The organism is Mesorhizobium sp. P2_A8 (assembly GCF_056404935.1).
Genome location: NZ_JBFUDB010000002.1, coordinates 65,484 through 85,795 on the forward strand (window position 1 = coordinate 65,484; position 20,312 = coordinate 85,795).

At 62.4% G+C, this 20,312-nt stretch carries 19 protein-coding genes and 2 pseudogenes; 8 read left to right on the top strand and 13 right to left on the bottom strand.

Going from position 1 to position 20,312, the window contains the following annotated elements; all coding sequences use genetic code 11:
- Positions 1–9: 9 nt before the first annotated feature.
- On the top strand, positions 10–1,287 hold the full coding sequence (locus AC1D10_RS06895) for an NAD(P)/FAD-dependent oxidoreductase (RefSeq protein ID WP_477270000.1): 1,278 nt from the start codon (positions 10–12) through the stop codon (positions 1,285–1,287).
- Positions 1,288–1,403: 116 nt separating this feature from the next.
- Here the strand turns inward: AC1D10_RS06895 and AC1D10_RS06900 are convergent, their stop codons facing one another.
- The 6 genes from AC1D10_RS06900 to argE form a co-directional block, all read right to left on the bottom strand.
- Positions 1,404–2,861: an NAD-dependent succinate-semialdehyde dehydrogenase gene (locus tag AC1D10_RS06900; RefSeq protein WP_477270002.1), complete on the bottom strand. Its 1,458-nt coding sequence runs from the start codon at positions 2,859–2,861 to the stop codon at positions 1,404–1,406.
- 16 nt (positions 2,862–2,877) lie between these two features.
- Complete coding sequence (locus AC1D10_RS06905; protein ID WP_477270004.1) at positions 2,878–3,921, bottom strand: tartrate dehydrogenase; 1,044 nt, start codon at positions 3,919–3,921, stop codon at positions 2,878–2,880.
- Positions 3,922–3,937: 16 nt separating this feature from the next.
- Positions 3,938–5,401: an aldehyde dehydrogenase family protein gene (locus tag AC1D10_RS06910; RefSeq protein WP_477270006.1), complete on the bottom strand. Its 1,464-nt coding sequence runs from the start codon at positions 5,399–5,401 to the stop codon at positions 3,938–3,940.
- 168 nt (positions 5,402–5,569) lie between these two features.
- The gene (locus AC1D10_RS06915; protein ID WP_477270008.1) at positions 5,570–5,926 is read right to left on the bottom strand and encodes a cupin domain-containing protein; all 357 of its coding nucleotides are present in this window, start codon (positions 5,924–5,926) and stop codon (positions 5,570–5,572) included.
- Positions 5,927–5,949: 23 nt separating this feature from the next.
- Positions 5,950–6,873, bottom strand: coding sequence for a 2-hydroxyacid dehydrogenase (locus AC1D10_RS06920; protein WP_477270010.1), 924 nt, complete (start codon positions 6,871–6,873; stop codon positions 5,950–5,952).
- 119 nt (positions 6,874–6,992) lie between these two features.
- Positions 6,993–8,117, bottom strand: coding sequence for an acetylornithine deacetylase (gene argE, locus AC1D10_RS06925; RefSeq protein ID WP_477270012.1), 1,125 nt, complete (start codon positions 8,115–8,117; stop codon positions 6,993–6,995).
- A gap of 199 nt (positions 8,118–8,316) precedes the next feature.
- On the opposite strand from argE, the gene AC1D10_RS06930 reads away from it, so the two are divergent.
- On the top strand, positions 8,317–9,267 hold the full coding sequence (locus AC1D10_RS06930; RefSeq protein WP_477270933.1) for a GNAT family N-acetyltransferase: 951 nt from the start codon (positions 8,317–8,319) through the stop codon (positions 9,265–9,267).
- Between the two features lie 992 nt (positions 9,268–10,259).
- On the opposite strand, the pseudogene AC1D10_RS06935 reads toward AC1D10_RS06930, so the two are convergent.
- Positions 10,260–10,986, bottom strand: a pseudogene (locus AC1D10_RS06935) (aminotransferase class III-fold pyridoxal phosphate-dependent enzyme); the annotation flags it as partial.
- A 43-nt stretch (positions 10,987–11,029) separates the two neighbouring features.
- Here AC1D10_RS06935 and AC1D10_RS06940 point away from each other — a divergent pair.
- Positions 11,030–11,221 carry a hypothetical protein gene (locus AC1D10_RS06940; RefSeq protein WP_477270014.1) on the top strand — a complete coding sequence of 64 codons (192 nt, stop codon included), beginning with the start codon at positions 11,030–11,032 and terminating at the stop codon, positions 11,219–11,221.
- A 60-nt stretch (positions 11,222–11,281) separates the two neighbouring features.
- Here AC1D10_RS06940 and AC1D10_RS06945 read toward each other — a convergent pair whose 3' ends face one another.
- The 3 genes from AC1D10_RS06945 to AC1D10_RS06955 form a co-directional block, all read right to left on the bottom strand.
- Positions 11,282–11,743, bottom strand: coding sequence for a phasin (locus AC1D10_RS06945; RefSeq protein WP_477270015.1), 462 nt, complete (start codon positions 11,741–11,743; stop codon positions 11,282–11,284).
- Positions 11,744–12,254: 511 nt separating this feature from the next.
- Complete coding sequence (locus AC1D10_RS06950) at positions 12,255–12,425, bottom strand: RNA-binding protein (RefSeq protein ID WP_477270016.1); 171 nt, start codon at positions 12,423–12,425, stop codon at positions 12,255–12,257.
- Positions 12,426–12,469: 44 nt separating this feature from the next.
- The gene (locus AC1D10_RS06955) at positions 12,470–12,874 is read right to left on the bottom strand and encodes a hypothetical protein (protein WP_477270018.1); all 405 of its coding nucleotides are present in this window, start codon (positions 12,872–12,874) and stop codon (positions 12,470–12,472) included.
- A gap of 260 nt (positions 12,875–13,134) precedes the next feature.
- Here AC1D10_RS06955 and AC1D10_RS06960 point away from each other — a divergent pair.
- The 3 genes and pseudogenes from AC1D10_RS06960 to AC1D10_RS06970 all read left to right on the top strand — a co-directional run.
- A pseudogene (locus AC1D10_RS06960) lies at positions 13,135–13,392 on the top strand (methyltransferase domain-containing protein); the annotation flags it as partial.
- 155 nt (positions 13,393–13,547) lie between these two features.
- Positions 13,548–13,889, top strand: a complete 342-nt coding sequence (locus tag AC1D10_RS06965) for a hypothetical protein (protein ID WP_477270979.1) — start codon at positions 13,548–13,550, stop codon at positions 13,887–13,889.
- A gap of 232 nt (positions 13,890–14,121) precedes the next feature.
- Positions 14,122–15,090, top strand: a complete 969-nt coding sequence (locus AC1D10_RS06970) for a glycine reductase (protein ID WP_477270020.1) — start codon at positions 14,122–14,124, stop codon at positions 15,088–15,090.
- A gap of 554 nt (positions 15,091–15,644) precedes the next feature.
- Here the strand turns inward: AC1D10_RS06970 and AC1D10_RS06975 are convergent.
- Positions 15,645–16,670 carry a LacI family DNA-binding transcriptional regulator gene (locus tag AC1D10_RS06975; RefSeq protein WP_477270022.1) on the bottom strand — a complete coding sequence of 342 codons (1,026 nt, stop codon included), beginning with the start codon at positions 16,668–16,670 and terminating at the stop codon, positions 15,645–15,647.
- 199 nt (positions 16,671–16,869) lie between these two features.
- Between AC1D10_RS06975 and AC1D10_RS06980 the strand changes: the two genes are divergently transcribed.
- Entirely contained in the window at positions 16,870–17,814 is a 945-nt protein-coding gene (locus AC1D10_RS06980) for a sugar ABC transporter substrate-binding protein (protein ID WP_477270935.1), read from the top strand.
- 89 nt (positions 17,815–17,903) lie between these two features.
- Positions 17,904–18,989: an alpha/beta hydrolase gene (locus AC1D10_RS06985; RefSeq protein ID WP_477270024.1), complete on the top strand. Its 1,086-nt coding sequence runs from the start codon at positions 17,904–17,906 to the stop codon at positions 18,987–18,989.
- A gap of 175 nt (positions 18,990–19,164) precedes the next feature.
- On the opposite strand, the gene AC1D10_RS06990 is transcribed toward AC1D10_RS06985, so the two are convergent.
- Both AC1D10_RS06990 and AC1D10_RS06995 read right to left on the bottom strand, forming a co-directional pair.
- The gene (locus AC1D10_RS06990; RefSeq protein WP_477270026.1) at positions 19,165–19,326 is read right to left on the bottom strand and encodes a hypothetical protein; all 162 of its coding nucleotides are present in this window, start codon (positions 19,324–19,326) and stop codon (positions 19,165–19,167) included.
- 1 nt (position 19,327) lies between these two features.
- The gene (locus tag AC1D10_RS06995) at positions 19,328–20,290 is read right to left on the bottom strand and encodes a LysR substrate-binding domain-containing protein (protein WP_477270028.1); all 963 of its coding nucleotides are present in this window, start codon (positions 20,288–20,290) and stop codon (positions 19,328–19,330) included.
- Positions 20,291–20,312 lie beyond the last annotated feature (22 nt).

The window sequence follows — 20,312 nt, forward strand, 5'->3', positions numbered from 1 at the left end:
GTTTCCAGGATGAAGTTCGAGTCCTACTGGCACGACACCGCCCCGGTCTTCGGTGGAGCGGCCGAAGAATCGGCCGAGGGCCGCTATGACGTGGCCGTCATCGGCGGCGGCTTCACCGGCCTGGCGGCAGCGCGGCATCTGGCCAAGGCAGGCGCCAAGGTGGTCGTGCTGGAGGCGGGCCGTGTCGGCTGCGGTGCCTCGGGCCGCAACGGCGGTCATCTCAACAACGGCCTCGCCCATAGTTTCCTCGCCGCGAAGTCCGAACTCGGAACCGAGCGCGCCGTGGCGCTCTACTGCGCCTTCGACGATTCCGTCGATACGATCGAGCGCATCGTCGCGGAGGAGGGGATCGATTGCGACTTCCGCCGCGCGGGCAAGCTGAAGCTCGCCTCCAAGCCGGCGCATTTCGAGGCGATCGCCCGCAATTTCGAGGCCGTCAACCGCGAGGTCGATCCTGACACCGAACTGCTGACGGCGGCGGACCTGAAAAGCGAGATCGGCTCTACGGCCTTCCATGGCGCGATGCTGTCGAAGAAGAGTGCGATGATGCATATGGGGCGGTTCGTCTCGGGCATCGCTGGAGCCGCGGTGCGGCATGGCGCAACGATCTTCGAGAACACGCCGGTCACCGGTCACCGATCGGGCGCGGGCGGGCATGAACTGACGACGCCCGCCGGCATCATCAGCGCCGACAATGTGCTGTTGGCGACCGGCGCCTATACCACCAGTGCCTTTGGCTATTTCCGTCGCCGCATCGTGCCGGTCGGCAGTTTCATTATCGCCACAAGGCCGCTTTCTCCGGCTGAGATCGCGGCAACGGTGCCGGGCAACCGGACTTTCGTCACCTCGATGAATATCGGCAACTACTTTCGCCTGTCGCCGGACAACCGCCTGATCTTCGGTGGGCGGGCGCGATTTTCAGCCACTTCCGACCATAGGTCGGACGAGAAGAGCGGCGCGATCCTGCGCGCCAGCCTGGCGCAGATCTTCCCGCATCTGGCCAAGATTGAGATCGATTATTGCTGGGGTGGGCTGGTCGACCTGACAAAGGACCGGTTCCCGCGCGCCGGCTTCGCCGATGGTCTCTGGTTTGCCATGGGCTATTCCGGCCATGGCGCGCAGATGTCTACCCATATGGGGATCATCATGGCCGACGCCATCCTGGGAAAGGCCGATCGCAACCCGGTGGCGGGTCTTGCCTGGCCTGCGGTCCCCGGTCACTTCGGCAAGCCCTGGTTCCTGCCGATCGTCGGGCTCTACTACAAGGCCCTCGACCGCTTACAGTAGCGGTCGGCAGCCGACCTAGAGCGTTCGCCGTTTCACGGAAACAGCGAACCGCTCTATCTCTTCGTCTTGACGCAATTCCGCACGGAAAACCGTTTCACACTTTTCCTGGAATTGCTCTAGCCCAGCCCGCCGATGTGGAAGGTCTTCATTTCCAGATATTCCTCGATGCCGCATTGTGCGCCTTCGCGCCCGAGCCCCGACTGCTTGACGCCGCCAAAGGGTGCGACCTCGGTGGAAATCGCGCCGGTGTTCAGCCCCACCATTCCAAATTCCAGCGCCTCCGCCACCCGCCATGACCGCTTCAGGCTCTCAGTGTAGAAATAGGCGGCGAGACCGTAGGGAGTGCCGTTGGCAAGCGTGATGGCCTCGGCCTCGGTTTGGAAGCGGAACAGCGGCGCGACCGGGCCAAACGTTTCCTCGCCGGCCAGAAGCATGTCTGGCGTCGCATCGCCCAGCACCATCGGCGTCGCATATTGCCTGCCCTCAGGCATCGCGGGGGTCGTCGACAGCACGCGGGCGCCTTTGGCCAGCGCGTCGCTGACATGCCGGTCGATCTTGTCGATTGCCGCGGCGTTGATCATCGGTCCGATCTCGACGCCGGGTTCGGTGCCTGGCCCCACCCTCATCGCCGATACCCGCGCGGCGAGCTTGTCGGAGAAGGCGTCGTAGACGCCAGCCTGCACGAGGATGCGGTTGGAGCAGACGCAGGTCTGCCCGCCATTACGGAACTTCGACACGATGGCACCCTCGATGGCGAGGTCGAGATCGGCGTCGTCGAAGACGATGAACGGCGCGTTGCCGCCGAGTTCGAGGCTGAGGCGCTTGATGCTGTCGGCTGCGCCGCGCATCAGCAACGATCCGACGCGGGTCGAGCCGGTGAAGGAGATCTTGCGCACCGTTTCGTTGGCCATCAGTTCGGTGCCGATGTCCGCCGGCATGCCGGTGACGATGTTGATGACGCCGGCGGGAATGCCGGCGCGCTCCGCCAGGACGCCGAGCGCCAGCGCCGAGAACGGAGTGAATTCCGATGGCTTGACCACCACGGTGCAGCCCGCTGCCAGGGCAGGGGCAACCTTGCGGGTGATCATGGCATTGGGGAAGTTCCATGGCGTGATGATGGCGCAGACGCCGACCGGCTCCTTCAGCACCACGATGCGCCGATCCGGCGTCGGCGAGGGAATGGTGGTGCCGCCGATCCGCCGCGCCTCCTCAGCGAACCATTTGACGAAGGAAGCGCCGTAACGGATTTCGCCTGCTGCCTCGGCCAGCGGCTTGCCTTGCTCCAGCGTCAGGATGCGGGCGAGATCCTGCACATGCTCGATCATAAGACCGTGCCATGCTTCCAACAGCGCGGCGCGTTCGGCATGGGTCTTCGCACGCCAGGGACCGAAGGCCGCCTGCGCTGCTTCGATCGCCGCACGGGTTTCAGCCCCACTGACATCAGGGACCGAGCCGATCACTGCCTGGGTGGCGGGATCGCTCACGTCGACGCTGGCGCCCGAGGCCGCGTCTTGCCACGCCCCGGCGATCAGGCATTGCTGCCGGAACAGCCCCTTGTCCTTCAATTCCTTCATGTCGTTCCCTCCCGGCTCAGGCAAGCGCGGCCAGCACGGCCGTGGTGATCGTCTCCGTCCGGTCCTGGCCCGGCCGCGTGCCGATGCCGCGCGCAGTCGCGGCTTCGATCGCAGCCATGACCTTTGCCGCCGCGCCGTGTTCGCCCAGATGGCCGAGCATCATCGCCCCAGACCAGATTGCCGCGATCGGGTTGGCGATGCCGAGATGGGCGATATCGGGGGCCGAGCCGTGAACCGGTTCGAACATCGAAGGCGCGCTGCGATCCGGGTTGATGTTTGCGGAGGCGGCGAAGCCGAGGCCACCCTGGATCGCCGCGCCCAGATCGGTGAGGATGTCGCCGAACAGGTTGGAAGCGACAACGACATCGAGGCTGTCGGGCGCCATCACCATCCGCGCGGCCATGGCATCGATATGGTAGCTGGTGACGTGGACGTCGGGATATTCAGGGGCAAGGCGCGCCGTCACCTCGTCCCAGAACACCATCGAGTATTTCTGTGCGTTCGACTTGGTGACCGAAGCGAGTTTTCCTTTCCTCAACCGCGCCTGCTCGAAGCCAAAGCGCAGGATCCGCTCGACGCCCTTGCGTGTGAAGATCGAGGTCTCGACCGCGACTTCGTCGCCGGTTCCCTGGTGCACGCGGCCGCCGGCGCCGGAATATTCGCCCTCGGTGTTTTCACGGACGCAGAGTATGTCGAAGCTGGCGGCCTTCAGCGGCCCCTCGACCCCGGGCAGCAACCGGTGCGGCCGGATGTTGGCGTATTGCACGAACGCCTTGCGGATCGGCAGAAGCAGTCCGTGCAGCGACACCGCGTCCGGTACTTCCGCCGGCCAGCCGACCGCGCCGAGCAGGATTGCGTCGAAGCCGCGCAAGGTCTCGATCGCGTCTTCCGGCATCATCCGGCCGGTTTCCTTGTAGTAGGCGCAGGACCAGGGGAAGTGCTGGCCCTGTAGCGCGAAGCCGGAGCTGCCGGCCGCGGCCTCCAGCACCTGCCACGCCGCTTCGGTGACGCTCTTGCCGATGCCGTCACCGGGGATCAGCGCAATGGAATAGCTCTTCATATCCCGTCCCTCGATCTCAAAGGTCGATCAGCACGCTTTTGCTTTTGCGGTTCGCCAGATAGGCCTCGCGGCCAAGGTCCTTGCCGATGCCGGACCGTTTGTAGCCGCCGGTCGGCAGGATGTGGTCGCGGGATCGGTTGTAGCGGTTGACCCAGATGGTGCCGGCCTGGAGACGCTTAGTCACCCGGATGGCGCGGGATAGATCGCGGGTGAAGACACCGGCTGCGAGCCCATAGGTCTCGTGGTCGGCCAGCGCCAGCGCCTCCTCTTCCTCGACGAAGGTTTGCATGGTCAACACCGGCCCGAATATCTCTTCGATCACCGCCGGTGAGGACTGGCTGACACCGCTAATCAGCGTCGGCGCGTAGAAATAGCCCTCGCGGTCGAGCCGCTTGCCGCCAACCAGACATTCGGCGCCGGCATTGATGGCGGCCTGGACGATGGCGTCGATCCGGCCGAGCTGGCGCTCCGAGATGATGGGCGAATAGCGCGTCGCCTCGTCCCAGGTCGGGCCGGGGCGGATCGCCGCCATGTGCGCGGCGATGGCCTTTGCCAGCGGCTCCGCTATTGCCTCGGCCACGATCAACCGCGAACCTGCGACACAGGCCTGGCCGGCGTTCGACAGAATGCCTTGCGCGACGGCCGCCGCCGCGAGATCAAGGTCGGCATCGGCAAAGACCAGCTGCGGGCTCTTGCCGCCTAATTCCAGGGTCATCGGCTTGATGCCAGTACGGGCTATGTTCTGCATGATCGCGGCGCCGGCGGCGGTCGATCCGGTAAAGCTGATCTTGCCGATCTCCGGATGGCCGGTGATCGCGTTGCCGGTGGTCGGGCCGTCTCCCAGAACGATGTTGATGAGCCCAACCGGCAGGCCGGCCCGGACCGAGAGTTCGGCTATGTAGAGCGCCGAGAATGGGGTCATCTCCGAGGGCTTCAGCACCACGGCATTGCCCGCGGCCAGTGCCGGCGCCAGCTTCCAGCCGGCCATCGAAAGCGGGAAGTTCCACGGCGTGATCGCGCCGACGACGCCGTAGGGCTCGGTAAGGATCATTCCCAGGCTGGCGTCGGCGGTCGGCACCAGGTCGCCGCCTTCCTTGTCGGCGAACTCGGCGAAAAAGCGGATCTGCTCGGCCGTGATCGCGATATCGCCGTCGATCAACTGGCCGACGGGCCGGGTGGAGGCGACGGCCTCCAGCCGGGCCAGCGTCTCCGCCTCTGCCTCGATCAGGTCGGCCCAGCGCTGCAGGGCGCGGGTGCGTTCGCGCGGGCGCAGGCCTGCCCAGCCGCTGTCCTTGAGTGCGTGCTTGGCTGCGTTGACGGCCTGGTCGACCAATTCAACATCGGCCACCGGACAGTCCGCATAGGCCGCGCCGTCCGACGGGCGATGCATCGGCAGGACGCCGGCGGCGGGGATGAACCGTCCGCCGATGAAGTGGCCCTGCGGCAGCGCAAGTACGTCGGGATCGAAGCTGAGGGACATGGTGGCGCCTTGTCGTGAGGACAGGGCAACTCTAGCCGGCATCGACCCACAGTTTGCATCGACTGCGACGAGGCCTGCAATGGAATATCCTGTTTGATGCCGATTTTCAGCGCAATCTTCGGAGGTTCGGACCACTCTCGAGGCAGGTTCGCGGGGCGATCCGAGAGATCAGTCCGTCACGGTGACGTAGATCTTGCGCACGGTCTCGATCGTCCGCCATATCCCGGTAAAACCCGGTTTCATGACGAAGCTGTCGCCAGCACGGTAGGTGACGGTCTCGCCGCCGTCATCGGTCAGCTCGATCACGCCTTCGAGGATGTGGCAAAATTCGAAGCTCGTTCCCTTGATGGAACGCGTCTCGCCCGGGGTCGCCTCCCAGATGCCGGTGTGGATCGTGCCGTCGCGTGCGGTGTCCTGTGCCCAGGTCTTGAAAGAGGGATCGCCGGAGATCAGGCGATCGGGCAGGGCTTTCGATTCCCGGGGCGCGCCTTGCGGCTTCGGATCGATGGTCTTGAGCAGGGACATGGATTGCCTTTCTGGCGCGAGGGTCAGTAGCCCCGGTTGCGGTCGACGAGACCGACGGGGTCAAGTCCGGCTTCATGCCGGCGAATGTTGGCGACCACCGCTTTCGCCGCCGTCTGAGGTTGCGTGACACTGGCCACATGCGGGGTGAGCAGGATCTTGGGATGGCGCCAGAACGGATGGTCCGCCGGCAGCGGCTCGGGATCGGTCACGTCGATCACTGCGCCGGCAAGATGATCGCTGTCCAGCGCGGCCAGCAGCGCTGCGTGGTCGAGCTGCGGCCCGCGCCCGACATGCACGAGACTCGCCCCGGCGGGCAGGCTGGCGAACAGGCCGGCATCGAGGAAGCCGCGTGTCTCCGAGGTCAGCGGCAGCAGGCAGATCAGAATGTCGGTCTGCGAGAGGAACGTTTTCAGCCCCGATTGGCCGCTATGGCAGCGCACGCCGGGGATGTCGCGCGCCGACCGGCTCCAGCCCGACAGGGCAAAGCCGAAGGGCCGCAGCCGATCGAGCACGGCCGATGCCAGCATGCCAAGGCCGAGGACACCCACACGCCGCTCCGTTGCCTGCACGGCCGGGCGAGGCTGCCAGTCGCTGCGTGCCTGCTGGGCAAGATAGACCGGCAAGTCGCGATGGAGCGCCAGCACGGCGAGGGCGGCGTATTCCTGCATCATGCGGATGATGCCTTCCTCGACCATCCGCACCAGCCTAACTTTCGCGGGCAGGAGGTCGGCGCGGAACTGATCCACGCCGGCACCCATCGAGAACAGCACTTCCAGATTGGGAAAACTGCCGAGATTCTCTGGCGCCGACCAGGTCAGGAGATAGCGCACCTCGGTCTTGTCGATCGCCGCAGGGTCGGCGGCAAAACGCAGCGCCGGCAATTCCCGGGCGAATTCGTCGGCGAAGATCCGGACCCGCTCGGGATCGGAATTGATCAGGAAGGCCATTCAGGTCTCCAAGGCAAGGCAATGATTGAGCTTGGCCCGCCGCGCGCCGCAGGATGCGTTGAAGCCGCTTGGCCTGACGGCAGATCACGCCGAAATTCACCGCGGCCGGGCAGCAGGTTTCAGGAGCGAAGCTGCTCGCCCAGATCTTCGATCATCCGCAGGCAGGCAGCCATCTCGCCGATCTCGATATATTCGTCCGGGCGGTGCGCGCGTGCGATGTCGCCCGGCCCGCAGATGATCGCCTCGACTCCCGCAGCCTGATACAGCCCCGCCTCGGTGCCATAGCTGACCGCGGCAAGCGGCTCGTGCCCGGTCAGGTCCCGCAGCAGGCTGGCAAGCGGCGCTCCGGTGGCGAGCGAGAGCGCCGGATATTCGCTCAGAAGGTCCCAGCTGACATCAAACCCTTGGGCGGTGAGCGCTGCCGCGGCTGCTTGAATGGGAGCCAGCAATGCGGCGGGCGAGACACCGGCAATGGCCCGCGCCTCGATTTCGGCGACGCAGAAGTCCGGAATGATGTTCAGCGCCTGTCCGCCGCCAATTACGCCGATCTGGAGCGAGGAATAGGGAGGCGCGAAGCTCGCGTCCAAAGGTCCGGCCTTGAGCGCCTCGGCGCTCTGCACGGCTTCGGTCAGGACCGCAGCCATGGCGTGGATCGCGTTCAGCCCCTGATCGGGCCTCGAGGAGTGGCCCGAACGGCCGCGAATTTCGATCCGAGCCGCAGCCTTGCCCTTGTGGGCACGGATTGCGCGCATGCCACTCGGCTCGCCGACGATGCAGCCTTGCGGCTTCGTGCAGAGCTGAGGCAGGGCGTCGATCAGATGGCGCACGCCGCGACAGCCAGCTTCCTCGTCATAGGAGAAAGCGAGGTGGATGGGTCGGACAAGAGGACGGGCGGCCAGCGCCGGCAGGGCGGCCAGCACGCAGGCCAGGAAGCCTTTCATGTCGCTTGTACCGCGTCCGTAGAGCCGCTCGCCCTCGGTGCGCAGCGTGAACGGATTGGTTGTCCAGCCCGGCTCGCCGGCCGGGACCACATCCATGTGACCGGACAAGATGAACCCCGGCACCTCTGCCGGGCCGATCGTGGCGAACAGGTTCGCCCGGTCGCCCTCCGGCCCGGGGAGGATCGTGACCTTCGCGCCGCAGCCTTCGGCATAGTTGGCGATCCACTCGACGATCGCTTGGTTGGGCTGGCCGACGACCGAGGCAAAGGCAACAAGCCGGGCAAGGATTTCCTCGGCCGTCATGTCGCTATCTCGCGGTGTCGGACGAAGGGAGACATTGCGGATCCTCGTGCTGCAAACTGGCGGGGTGTCGGCGCTTTCCGGGAGCCTTCCGCTCACCATAGGGACGCGCTCGAGGCCCTGGATGCGGAAAGCCGTTGATCTACAGTGAAAAGTTTCGAATACAGCCTCATCTGAAGCGGATTCTGTGATTTAGATGGCTATGCTTGACGAGAGGAAGTCAGGTCCATCAAATTTGCCCCGAGAGGCGTCATTGAAGGCAGCGGAATCCATTCGGCTCAGTTCCTTCGAGTTGAAGGTCGGCGACATCGCCGGCGTTGAGCTCGAAAAGCTGCATGCGCTATCGATCAGCGTCGGCTGGCCGCATCGGGCCGAGGACTGGCAGATGTTGCTGGAAGCGGGCGAGGGGATCGCTGCCCAGGACGAAATCGGGCGCGTCGTCGGCACGGCCATGTGGTTTCCCTTCGGCGCTGGTTTCGCCACTGTCGGCATGATGATCACCTCGCCCCGCCTGCAGGCTCATGGTGCCGGCGGTTGGATCATGAACAACGTATTGGCGCGGATCGGCTCTCGCAGCCTTGGGCTCAACGCCACGAGAGCCGCGCGCCGGCTCTATCTGTCTCTTGGTTTTGCTCCCGCGCGGCTCGTCTACCAGTGCCAGGGCGAAGCGCTGATGCCCGCGATCGCATCGCTGCCCGACGGAGCGATCCTGCGCAACGTCGAGCATTCCGATCTGGCCCGGCTCGTCGAACTCGATCGCAGCGCCTACGGCGCTGATCGTTCCGCGCTGCTGGCGCGGCTGTTGGATGTTTCGAAGGGCGTGGCGCTCCTGCGCGAAGGCCGCATCCAGGCTTTCGCTCTTTGTCGTCCTTTCGGACGCGGGCATGTTGTCGGGCCGGTGGTGGCTGAGACGGACGACGATGCGATTGCCGTCACGGCGCCGCATATCGCGGAGCATGCCGGGCGGTTTCTGCGCCTCGACACGCGGCAGGAGACGGGCCCGTTCCCGGAGTTCGTAGCGCGGTCAGGCTTGCCGGTCTATGACACGGTGACCAGCATGTGGCTTGGCCAGCCATGGGCGGTCGCGGGAGGGCAAGATCCCGGAAAGTTGCCAGTCGTCACCTACGCATTGGCCAGCCAGGCCTTTGGGTGAAAGAATCCGGCACCATGGTCGGCATAGGCCGTGAGACCGTGCGGAACATCGCGGGAATATTGATGATTTTGGCCCACGAAAAAGCCAATCAAATCAATGTGAAATCCCGTCCGCTACCGCCGAAGCCTAACTCCGATGACGAGCGCAATTGCCTCGGGCCCTCACACAAGTGGTTTGGCGCCTCGCGGCGCACGGTGTTTGCTCACCAGTTCTGCCGTGCCCTTGTCGACCATACCCGGCCATGGACCTGACCGTCACCAGGTCTAAATTCCCGGTCGACGTGCGCCGCTGCGCGTCTTGCCCAAACTGATTGCGGGGCCGCCAGCGAGTTGCAAGCTACCACTTTTGAATGAGATGGGACCGTCCTATATTTGTTGTTGCTAATATTAAAATGACGTAGCGTCATGTGCTCGCGTCTGCAACGCGTGACGAAGGGGAATCCTATGAGAGTGGCTATATTTTGCGCGGCTATCGTGTTTGCCGCGACCAGTGTCGCTGTTGCCAAGGAGAAGAAGGTGGCGGTCAGTGACGCTGCTTCCTTATGCTCTTCCAAACATTCGGCCAAGAAGCCTGTTCCAGAGCTGGACTGCAGTTCGACCGGAACTGCCACGTCGCCGGACAATGGCACGGCAAAGCCGCGTCTCGGATACGACGACGCCAATCCGTGGTTCACAATTGGCTTTTGACTTCAGCACCGCGAGACGATGCCTCACGCTGCCAAATGGCGCCATCGCCAGCTTCCTATCGAGTCGACGAAGGCTGTCATCTCGGTGACGAGCTAAGCCACCAGCTGATCATCGACGCGAGGTCGTCGGACCGGCACCTTTTAAGGCCCAAATAGTCGGAAGCGGACGTTAAGGCACCCCGCCTGCATAGTTGTGAACTGGCCCCAAGTGGACCTTGGCCACGGGGTGCGCGAACTTCGCCTGACGGTGATGATCTGACTCGCTGCCTTCACGCAGTTCCGGTCTAGTTTGGTGATGTTCGCAATACGCCTCGATGGCATCGCCGAGCCGTTCCACGATCGCGTCAATAGCCGGTACGTCGCAAATGAACGGCGGAGCCAGAAGCACGTGGTCACCATTGATCCCATCGATCGTGCCGCCCATTGGATAGATCAGGAGGCCGCGCGCCATGGCTTCCTTCTTGATCCGCGCATGCAGCTTCCGTTTGGGGTCGAAGGGCACCTTGGTCGAGCGATCCTCCACCGGTTCCACGCCCATGAACAGGCCGAGCCCGCGAATGTCGCCGACATTGGGATGGTTGTCGAAACGCTCACCAAGCCGACGCGACAGATGCACGCCCATGGCTCTGACATTGTCGAGAAGCCTGTCGCGGGCGATGACCTCCTGAACAGCAAGCGCCGCCGCGCAGGCCATCAGGTGGCAGATATAGGTGTGACCATGCTGGAAAAGACCCGAGCCGCCTGAAAACGCATCGAATATTTTCTGGTTGAGCAGAACCGCGCCGATTGGCTGGGTAGCCGCCGCCGAGCCCTTTGGCGATCGTCATCAGGTCGGGAGCAATGCCCTCCGGCTCGCAGGCATGAAGCGTTCCGGTGCGGCCCATGCCGCACATCACCTCATCGAGGATCAGAAGAACACCGTAGCGGTCGCAGATGTCGCGGATCCGGCGGAAGTAGTCGGCCACCGGCGGCACCGCGCCCGCCGTCGCGCCGACGACAGTTTCGGCAACGAAGGCCATCACCGTTTTGGGACCGGTGCTCGTTCATCTGGTTGATACACCGGGGAAGGACGCAGAAATGGCCGTCAAGAAATCAAGCGGCGCGAGCCCGGCAGCAAAGGGCCAGCAACTAGAGGTTCAGCACCTCATTGAAGTTGCGGCCTTGTCGCCCAATCAGGCGCGCCGCCTTCTCCGCAAGCACGGCGCGGACTGGCCGAAGTTGAAGGACGAAGCCGAATTGAAGGAAGAGGACTGGCAAGTGCATAAGTAGTCACGGCTCTCCCAGTGGAGAGCCGTGACACCCGCCCCGCTCTATCCGCCCCAGAAAAAGCTAGGCGACCTTGAGGTCCTTGACCGCCTTCTCGAAGGCGGACTTGATCGGCTTGGATACGTCCTCGACGGCTTTGGTCGTGACGGCCTGAAGTTCCCTGGTCTGCTCGACGGCACTTTCAACCTGCTTACGGACGAACGCGGTCTGCAGTTCAACGAATTCGGAAGGCGACTTTACGGCAATTAGGGCTTCGAAATGCGAGAAGGCGGCTTCGGTGTTGGCGCGCAGAACGGCAATTGTCTTCAGCGACAAGTTGCTGGAAGCGGCTTTGGCGGATGCGAAGCTCGTCTCGAGAGCCTTCTGGGTCATCTCCGAATCCGCCTTGAATTTGGCGAGAACTTCTTTCGACTGCTCGACGCCCTTTTCCGTGAAAGCGCTAACCTGCTCGATGGCCTTGGAGGCATCAAAAGCGGGGTACGCGTTTTCGATAAGTTCAGCGGTCTTTTCAGTGGTCTTGGACATCGTTCCATCCTTCGTTTGGGGGCGACTTTTTAGAAGCCTTCGCATTTGTATTAGCATTACCTAACGGAAGTTTGTGTGCAACGCAACATCTTTGTTGCGCTGCACCATGATTCTTTGACCGCCCAGCGGCGTCGTTGTCGTCCCTCTGATCGTGGCGGTCACTCCGCCCCCCGGGATTGTCGGTGGCGGGCTATGGGCCCCTATGAGGCGCGCCCGACCCGACACCTGGTTCACAGTTCGGGACCTCATGGCCAGGCGCTCTCGCCTCCAACCCAAATCTCTACACGACCGAGTTCAACCCTTTTGCCGCCGTTCAGTTGCGAGCGTCGCAAGACGCGATTTGACCCTGAAGCGACATTCGCAATGAGGTCGGCAGCCGGTAGTGTCTCGTATCTCAAGCTTGTCGCCAGCGGGGAGGTTGACGATGTTCTGCTTGAGGCCTTGGAAGATTTCGTGAAGCGGCAGCGCAAGCGGCTTGTGGCCTCCAAACAGGCTCAGCAGACACACTGAACTAGTCTTTCGCCCACCGCTTTTCCGCCGCCTTCTTGGCGATCTCGGCGCGCCGCTCTGGCGTCATGTTCTCGGCGCGCTTCTTTCCACCCTTAGAGCCAAGCTCTTTGGCGGCGGCGTTCTTGCCGTCGTCCTGCACGTCGTCGGCTTCATCGCCGGTAGCAATGCGCATGACGCGGACAGCATTGCCGATTACGTCGGCGGGGCGCCTGGCCTTTAGGACCGGTTGGCATTTATCATCCTTAACCGCTCCACTAGACCGTGAAGCTCTGCGTCAAATATGCGGGCGAACTCTGGAAACAGGCCCTCCCGCAGTTCTGTGAGTTTCGCGCCGCCGATACCGTGTGCGACGGCGTTTTCAAGATCAATCTGCGCTCCCCATAAAAACCAGAGAAGTCCATAGTTGGCCTCGTGGTTACTGGAGAGGCTTAGGGTTTTCATCAGAGATACAAAACGCGTTGCCGCTTGAGGATCAAATTCGCGCTGGTGGAGCTTCATGAAAAAGCCATCCACAGACGTGAACTCGCGTTCCAGATTCGCAAGGTTTTCAACGGTCGTCATTCTGGAGCCAATGTGATGGCTTTGGCCGACCACCGCAACCGGGTCGGCGTCAAATTTCAAACTGAGACACTACCCGGCAGCCAGTCTCGTTGACTGGCTGCCGCATCGGCGCATAGTCGTTGACGAACGCGATGTCCCTATTTGGGGAACGATCTTATGAGGGGAGGCAGGCGATGGAAGTCGCAGGTGGTCGTGCCGACGTTCGCGTCCCGTATATTCTCGTCCATTCCGATCGCGAGATTAGGCGTCTCAGCCATCAGGCCGGCATCATTAACCCGATCACGCGAAGAATCTTGCTCTCTGCGGGCATGAGTCCCGGGATGCGCGTGCTCGACGTCGGCTGTGGCGCGGGCGACGTTACATTCCTGGTTTCCGAGATGGTTGGCAGCGAAGGTCAGGTCGTCGGCGCAGATCGGGCCCCAGCGGCCCTTGCGGCGGCAGAGCGGCGCGCGGCGGAGCATCCGATCCAGAATGTCAGCTTTCGTGAAGGCGATCCCGCGGCACTCTCGTTCGACCGACCGTTCGACGCCGTGATCGGCCGCTACGTTCTGATGTTTCAAGCCGATCCTGTCACCATGCTGCGTGGCGTCGCTCGTCATGTCCGGCCTGGAGGGACCATCGTCTTCCACGAGCCGGATTGGGATGGCTGTCGATCCAGCCCGCCGGCGCCGACCTACGACCTCTCTGTCGTTGGATCGTCGACACCTTTCGGCGCAGCGGTATCGAGACGAATATGGGTATCAAGCTCGATGCGGCATTCCGTGCGGCTGGATTGCCCGCGCCCTCAATGCACATGGAGGCGGTTGTTGGGGGAACCAAGGGCGGATTCGAATGGTCACACCAGACCGCCGAACTCATTGTCACGATGCTGCCGGAAATCCAGAGCCGGGGAGTTGCGACGGCCGCTGAGGTCGATATTGAAACTTTGGGACAGCGCATGCAGCGCGAAATCAAGGCGGGTAGTGTGATCGTGAGCCGCTCGGAAGTGGGCGCCTGGTCGCACGCCTCGGCTAGCCATGACAAGACTGGAGCGACAGGTAGTCCGTACCAATCCTTTCCTGGCCACCCATCTTGAACGACTGCTTCGCGCGGCATCTCGGTCGTAGGGACCAACTTAGCCGCATCCCAAAAGCAGACATCGCAATTGCCAAGGCCACAGGCAGCCTTGCGCCCAATTCCGGACATTGTGAATAGGGCCACGGGACATGGCGGACTTCCGGGCCGGCCACTAACTCTTGAAGGTGTTGCTGTTGCGGCCCGTGTCTATACAGTTGTGTGCCGGACCAGCACCAAAGGAGTCAGCAGCGATGACCCGCGAGCGTGCCGATAGGTTCGACTTCGCACCCGCTCATGATGCGCCGATCCCCTACATGCAAAGGACCCGTGAATACTACGTGGCGCTAGGGTACGGTGCGCCCTACGAGTGGGCGCACTACGCGCAGGTGCCATTCCAGCCGCTTGTCAAGCCGCTCGCGCAATGTCGGGTTACCATCATCACGACTGCGGCGCCCTTTCAACCCGCCAAGGGGGATCAAGGCCCTGGCGCACCATACAACGCTGCCGCGAAGTTCTACAGCGCATACTCTGGCGACAGTTCACAAGACTACGACCTACGCATCTCCCACGTCGCCATTGACCGCAAGCACACGACGGCCGAGGACCCTGGTACGTATTTTCCGCTGCCGGAACTGCGACACGCGGCATTGCGTGGCCGCATCGGCTCAATAGCCCCACACTTCCACGGGCTGCCGACAAACCGTAGTCATCGTGTGACACTTGAAGTCGACTGCCCGGACATTCTAACTCGCTGCAAGGCAGATCGTGTGGACGTCGCCATATTGGTGGCCAACTGCCCGGTGTGTCATCAGAGTGTCAGCCTCGCCGCCCGCATGTTGGAGCAGAACGGGATTGCTACGCTGGTGATGGGCTGCGCTAAGGACATCGTCGAATACGTCGGCGTGCCGCGCCTATTGTTCTCCGATTTCCCGCTCGGGAATGGGGCTGGTCGGCCAAGGGATTCCAACTCGCAGGCTTTCACTTTGGAGCTTGCTCTCAAGGTGCTGGAGACAGCGCCGACCTCGCGCACCACCGTGCAGTCGCCGCTCGCGTGGAGTTCCAATCCCGACTGGAAGCTCGACTATTGCAACATCGCGCGCCTGTCGGCTGAAGAGATCGCACGTCGCCGCATCGATCTTGACAAGCAGAAGAGTATAGCCATGGGCCTGCGCGAAGATGTCGACATCGCCAAGTCTGACTCCGAGGCAACGATTTCCTGAGCGGCCTTTGGCACTCACGGGAGAGCGGATGGAAACGCTTGCCGAACCGCTTGCCAGTCGTGTCGCTGCCCCAGGGCATCCGGCCCTGCCGGGCTTGCGGGAAGTCATGAGGGACCGGAGAATTGTTGGACTTTGAGAGTGGTAGCGGGAGGGCGCTACCGCCTTTCCCTCCATTCAGAAGACTTGCGGTATTTTCTACGGTGTTGGGCGTGATGGACCTGTCTTGGTGCTGCAAAGACCGGTGGTGAACGGCAAAGTCTGACCCGAAGCCGACGAACGTTTTCCACGACGCGGACGACAGCTTCGCGCCTCAATCACGCCGTCCGAAGCGAACTATGATCTTCCCGAAAGCAAACATAGCTGACGGCAGTCCCCAAGGCTGCAATGATCTTTATCAGCCTTTGCGGCTGAGTCCTCCCGCTGCTTGAGCTGTTTCTTACGAAGCTGGCGTCCGCGCGCGTCCGCAACGTTGGACAAGCTTCGCGTTCGGGAATGAAGGAAATTCGCCCCCCGTCGTGGCGGTGAACGGGACAGCCGCAGGAGCGGGTGCGATTTCAGTCGCAGGTGTGTTTGCAGATGATGCGCACCTGGTTCTCGTCGCGATTGTGATGCGGCCTCTCATCGAGGATCGCCTCGATCATCGCCAGGCTGAGCATCACCTCGCGCTCCTGATCGCGCCCGATCAGAAAATCCATGACGCCGGACCGCAGGAGGGCACGCGAATTTGCATTGAGCTCGTGACCGATGAAGACGACCAGGCTTCCGATCCCAAGTTCGACGAGGGCTTTGCCGACACCTGAGTTTCCTCCTGCGACACTGTAGATCCCATCCGGCACCCCGTGTTCCGCAACAAACCTCCTGATCGCCTGATAGGTCAGTTCGGGTTCGTTTCTAACGTCGATCCTATGGACGATCCTGAGATCTGGGAACTCCTGCTCCAACGTGGAACGGAATCCTTCCTCGCGGTCCTTGGCGGCATGATAGGTGCCGCAAGCGATGAACAGGACCCGCCCGTCGCTCTTCACTATCAGTCGTCCGATCAGTCCAGCCGCCGCGGCGCCGGCGCTGCGTTCGTCGCTGCCGACGAAACCGTGCCTGGACGAGCGCGCAAGGTCGGTGGCCAGACACACCACGGGCTTTTTGCGCCGCATGACCGCCCGGGCAGCACGCGTCACGATCGGATCCTCGCGCGCCACGATCACGATCCCGTCGGACAAGTCGGCCTCTCGCTCGATACGCTGCGCGAATGGGATGAGCTGCACGTCAAAAGACGAAAAGGTGCACACCGTCAATTCGAGGTCCTGGCGTCGCCAAGCCACCGCCGCGATCGCCTCGCTTAGGGACCGGTTGAAGCTGTCGCCGGACTCGCAGATGAACGCAATTCTCTTGCGCTTGTCGCTGTGCGGCTGCTGAAGAGTAGCCAGCGCTTCCAGGATCCTGGTGCGGGTCCCGAGTGCGACCTGTCCTCGCGCATTGAGCACCCGATCGACGGTAGCGGTTCCAACCCCGGCAATCTTGGCGATCTCGCTCACTGAGGGTCCGCGCCTGATTTTCTTGGCCGAGACCAATTCCTCATTCATCTCGCCTCACCACTCCCAACGGTGCCCCACAACGCAAAGGCCTGGCATCCTGATGGAAAATACATCAGCTGTCGACGCGGAAGCCGTGTTGTCATTCAAACGTAAAGCAGTCGCACCAGCCAACGATTCGTATCGGGACCACGGCTTCGCTCAGGTCAGGAGCAAAAGGTCGACTGACACCCCAATGGGAGGAATTTCCATGAGAAGGCTCGCAATTGCCGCAAGTGTACTCGCATTCATGTCCACGGCCGCTTGGGCAAAGACGATTGGTGTGAGCCTCGCGAAATTCGACGACAACTACCAGACGGTCATGCGCAACAAGATCCAGGCATATGCCGAGACGCTTGGTGGTGTGGATGTGCAGTTCGAGGACGCACAAAACGACGTGGCCAAGCAGCTTGACCAGATCAACAACTTCATCGCCTCCGGCGTCGACGGGATCATGGTCACGCTGGTGGACACGTCGGCTGCGCAATCTCTGACGGACGCCGCGGCTGCGGCGCATGTTCCGCTGGTATTCATGAACCTCCAGCCGATCAACCTTGAAGCGCTACCTGATAGCGAAGCCTATGTCGGGGCCAACGAGATCGAGTCCGGCACCCTTGGCGCATTCGAGGCCTGCAAGATCTTGCGCGCGCAGGGCAAAAGCAAAGGCGCCAAGGGCTACATTCTAATGGGCGATCTGTCCCATGCCGCCGCCGTGCAGCGCACCAAGGATGTCAAGGACGTCATCGCCATGGACATGTGCAAATTCATGACCATCATCGACGAGCAGACGGGAAGCTGGTCGCGTGACAAGGGTCAGGATCTGATGACGAACTGGCTGTCGACCGGCGAGAAGCCCGATTTCGTCTTCGGCAACAATGACGAGATGGCCATTGGCGCGATCCAGGCAATGAAGGCCGTGGGCATCGACATGAAGGACGTTGTCGTTGTCGGTGTGGATGCGACGAGGGACGCATTGTCCGCGATGGAAGCTGGCGATCTGGATGTCACCGTATTTCAGAACGGTGGCGCCATCGGGACGACTGCACTCGATACCGCGCTGAAACTGGCGAAAGGCGAAAAGGTACCGCGCCTGACCTATATTCCGTTCGAGCTCGTGACGCCGGCCAATATGGCTGACTATGCTGGCAAAAATTGACGACTGCCACTCCCGCGCCGGGTCGGGGCGGCGGCAGACCGTTGCCGCCCCGATACCTCTTACAGCATGCCAGACAGGACGTGTCAGGAATGCCTTCCCGAATTCATGCGCCGTCATGCCCGGATCCGTTCACTCTCGTCCGTCCGGAACTCCGCGAGGCCCTTGGCGCGCTCACGGCGCGGGACCCGGATTTTCTGACGGGTGCCGAAGAGAGCATCAGTCCCGAAGTGTTGGCAAAGGTTCTTCCTGACCTGCGGTCGGCCTGGGCCGCGGACACGTCACACGTGCCCGCCCGCGCTCGGAAGCCCGAAGTCAGCGAGTACATGGTTCCGGGTCACGAAGGCGCACCGGATGTCCGAATTCTCTTGATCCACTCCCACTCGGATGGACGCCGCCCGGCGATTCTCCACATGCATGGCGGAGGATTCATCGTGGGCACCGCGGAGGAATATGTGCCGGTCCTGCAGGCCCAAGCCATGGCGCTCGATTGCGTCATCGCTTCAGTCGATTACCGACTTGCCCCGGAGACGCCCTATCCCGGCGCGCTGGAGGATGGTTACGCGGCGCTGAAATGGCTCCATGCCCATTGCGACCAACTCGGCATCGATCCCACCCGCATCGCGGTCCAGGGCGAAAGCGCCGGCGGCGGCCTTGCCGCCATGCTTGCCATCGCGGCCCGCGATCGCGCCGAGGTGCCGATCCTCTTCCAGTGCCTGACCTACCCTATGTTGGATGACCGCACCGGCAGCAGCCGAAACGTTCCGGGGCATATCGGCACATTCTGCTGGACAGCCAAGTACAACCGCATGGGCTGGTCTGCATTTCTCGGAATGCCGGCTGGAGGTCCCTCAACTCCGGCGGGGGCGGTGCCAGGCCGCGTCGGCGATCTTGCCGGGCTTCCCGCGGCCTTTATTTGGGTTGGCTCGATCGATCTTTTCGTCGAAGAGAACCTGGAATATGCACGGCGACTGGTCAATGCGGGGGTCCCGGTCGAGCTTCATGTTGTTCCCGGTGTCTACCATGGGTTTGACGGTGCCGCGCCGGGAGCAGCCGTCACGATTGACTACCGTATGGCAGTCATCCGTGCTCTGGCGCGAGCTTTCGGCATCGTGCCGCACCGCGCGACGCGCTCCTTTTTTGTCCCCGATGAAATGGAGGCCTTGGTCGAACGTTGACCAGTTGAATTGGCCACCGGCCCGCAAATGCTTTCACAAGAAGGCTATCGCCGGATTTTGGAACGGGCGCTGTGAACAGGGCGTGAGAGTGGAGCTGGCTCCTACAAGGCTGCCTTGCGGCGGACTTAGTGTCTGTCGACGCGTGTGTCCGAACTCTCGTGTCCGCGCATGAAATCTAAGAGAACGCTGCTTGCAGCGTAAGTCTCGCCACGTCTTCGATGGAATTTCCGGCTCCGGGATCGGAATGGATCAACGGTCCGAAGGGAACAAGCGCCGGCGCAATGTCCGACCAAAGGTCGCGGTTGAGCATGAAGCCGGGGATGAGAACGACAGCCATGTCAGGCTCTGGCATGCGCCGGATGAAACTGCAGGGTCGCGGCATGTCCTGCATGGGCCAAATCTCGGCGAAGAGCGTCGTGAAAGCGCTGCACCGCCGCGCTCTCGTCAGTCGCACTCCGCAGGATGCCGATCTCCAGCTCCTGCAAGGGAGGCAGTCCTTCGCTCTCGCCGATGATGGTCAATGATGGCGGCACGCTGCATTGGGCAAGACCGGCGACGGCAAGGCCCGCCTGAACAATCGTTACCAGGCCGGACAGACTCGCGCTTGAATAGGTGCAATGGTAGCTTCTCTCTGCGTCCGTCAAGGCTTTCAGGATGTTGGCGCGGGCCGCGCATGTCTGGAAGAGCGCCACGGGAAGCGGGTTGTTTTCCCAGACGGCGTGGGTAGACGATGCGACCCATACCATCGGCTCTCGTCGCAAGACTTCTGCGGGCTGCTCGGCAAAGCGTGTGACAACCGCAATGTCGATCGCCTTGTTCTCGACCGCTTCGGTCAGCACGTATGACGGCTCGCAGACCAGCTCTATGGTCACGCCGGGGAAGTCTCGTCCGAACTTCTCAAGTGTGCCGGACAACAGGGACGCATAATCCTCTGGCACGCCAAGTCGTACCGTGCCTGAGACGCCGGGCCGCGTCAGGCTGGCCCATGCCTCATCCGAGAGCTTCAACAGCCGCCGTGCATAGGCCAGCAGGTCGTTTCCCGCGCGATTGGGAACAATCGTTCGTCCGCCGCGCACCAAAAGGTCTTTTCCGAGAATGCCCTCCAGCTTCTGGATTTGCATACTGACGGCCGATTGACTGCGCCCAACGCGGATTGCGGCATTCGAGAAACTGCCGGTTTCGGCGACGGCGACCAGCGTTCGCAAAAGGTCAAGATCGAGAGGTTTTGCCATATCACTATCAGATAAACGAATAGGGTCTATATATTCTATTCGTTTGACCGATAGACGTCCATAGCGCACTTCCACCTATCGCAAGCGAACA